This is a genomic window from Salinicola sp. (assembly GCF_982684285.1).
Genome location: NZ_CEXLVS010000402.1, coordinates 1 through 2,128 on the forward strand (window position 1 = coordinate 1; position 2,128 = coordinate 2,128).

At 67.9% G+C, this 2,128-nt stretch carries 1 protein-coding gene; it reads left to right on the forward strand.

The genetic code is table 11. The annotated features are described in order from the left end of the window. Positions 1–179: 179 nt before the first annotated feature. On the forward strand, positions 180–2,128 hold a 1,949-nt coding region (locus AC3AYF_RS20400), incomplete at its 3' end, for a PhoX family protein (RefSeq protein ID WP_487780305.1).

The window sequence follows — 2,128 nt, forward strand, 5'->3', positions numbered from 1 at the left end:
CGCTGCCGCCGGAATCGTCATGGTGTTGTCACGTTGCTGCTCTAAGTTGCCTCCGGTAACGCAGCCCGGTGACCACAGGCACCGGGACGCCAAGTGGCCGGCGGCGCGCATCGCCGGCCCGGGTGCCGTTGACTAGCAGACCGTCATTAGTGGATCACTCAGAGTAGAGGGGACACCCCATGAGCAAGGAAATCGAGGATCATCGCGTTCTCAACCAGAGCAGCAACGAGCCGTTCTCGTCGGTACTCTCACGCCGTGTATCGCGTCGCGGCGTCATGCAGGGGGGCGCGGGGCTGGCCGCCATGGGCCTGCTCGGCGGCTTCGGCCTGGCCGGCTGCAGCAGCGACGGTGACAACGGTGGCTCCAGCGGCGGTTCGCCGGAAGCCACCCCGCTGGCGCTAGCGTTCGCCTCGATCCGCGGCTCGCGCACCGATGCGGTGGTGGTGCCCGAAGGCTACGTCGCCCAGGTGCTGATTCCCTGGGGTACCCCGCTCGACGACAGTGTCGGCAACTGGTCGGCCAACCTCCGCGTGACGCCCGAATATCAGGCAGCCAGCGTGGGCATGCACCACGACGGCATGCACAACTTCGCGCTGAGCGACGAGAGCGCCTCGCGCGAGTTCATCATGGCGCTCAACAACGAGTACATCGACCAGGACGCGCTGTGGGCGCCCCAGGGCGGCCCGACCAATGCCGACAGCGGCGCACGTCCGGCCAACGAGGTGCGCACCGAGATCAATGCCCACGGCGTGACCCTGGTCAAGCTCATGCTCGACGCCAACGGCCAGTGGCGTGAAGAGCGCGGCTCGCGCTACAACCGTCGTATCACCTCGGCCACGCCGATCGAACTCGCCGGACCGGTACGCGGCAGCGACTACGTGGTGACCGCCTACTCCACCAACGGCACCCGCACCCGCGGCACCAACAACAACTGCGCCAACGGCTACACCCCCTGGGGCACCTACCTCACCTGCGAGGAGAACTGGCCCGAGGTCTTCACCAAATCGAGCGGGCGCTATCGCGACGACGACCGCCTGGGGCTGCCCGATGGCCGCGGCCGCTACGGCTGGGAGACCGCCCAGGGGGGCACCAACGGCGAGTTCGCGCGCTTCGATACCACTCCGAGTGCCGCCTCCGCCGCCGGCGACTACCGCAACGAGCCGCGTACCTTCGGCTATGTGGTGGAGATCGATCCCTACGGAAACACTGACAGCGTGGGCACCGAGGCCGCCGCGCTCAAGCGCACCCATATCGGCCGCTTCCGCCACGAGGGGTGCTGGCCGGGCAAGGTGATCGAGGGCGAGCCGGTGGTGTTCTACTCCGGCCACGACTCGCGCAACGAGTACATCTACAAGTTCGTCTCCAAGGCCAATTGGGATCCCAAGGACGCCAATCGCCCGGGGCAGGATTACGATCGCCTGGCGATCGGTTCCAAGTACCTCGACGAGGGCACCCTCTACGTGGCGCGCTTCAATGCCGACGGCAGTGGCGAGTGGCTGCCGCTGACCCCGGACGCCACCACCCAGGACGGCCGGCCGCTATGGCAGGCGCTGGAACTGGCCAACGAGCGCGATCTCGCCGGGGTGATCATCAACACCTGTGACGCCGCCGACTTCATGGGCGCGACGCCAATGGACCGCCCCGAGTGGGGCACCGTCGATCCGTCGTCGGGCGAGGTCTACATGACCCTGACCAACAACTCCCAGCGCACCGCCGAGGGCACCGCCGCCACCTACACCAGCGGTGGCAGCGACGTCGAGGCACTGGGCGCGGGCTATGCCACGGCCCCGGTCAATGGCCCCAACCCGCGTCCGGACAACGAGGGTGGCCAGGTCATTCGCTGGCGCGAGCCTTCGCCGTCGGCCACCGGCTTCGAGTGGGAAGTGTTCGTCTTCGGCGCCGCCGAGAATGACCCCGACAACTTCTCGGGTCTCACCGAGCTCAACCAGTTCGCCAGCCCCGACGGCCTGTGGTACGACGACCGCGGCGATGGCCGCGGCATTCTGTGGATCGAGACCGACAACGGCTACGACAACGTCACCGACTACACCAACGACCAGGTGCTGGCGGTGGTGCCGGGCAGCGTCGGCCGCGGTCCGGGGGACAAGGCGGTGATCGATGCCGCGGA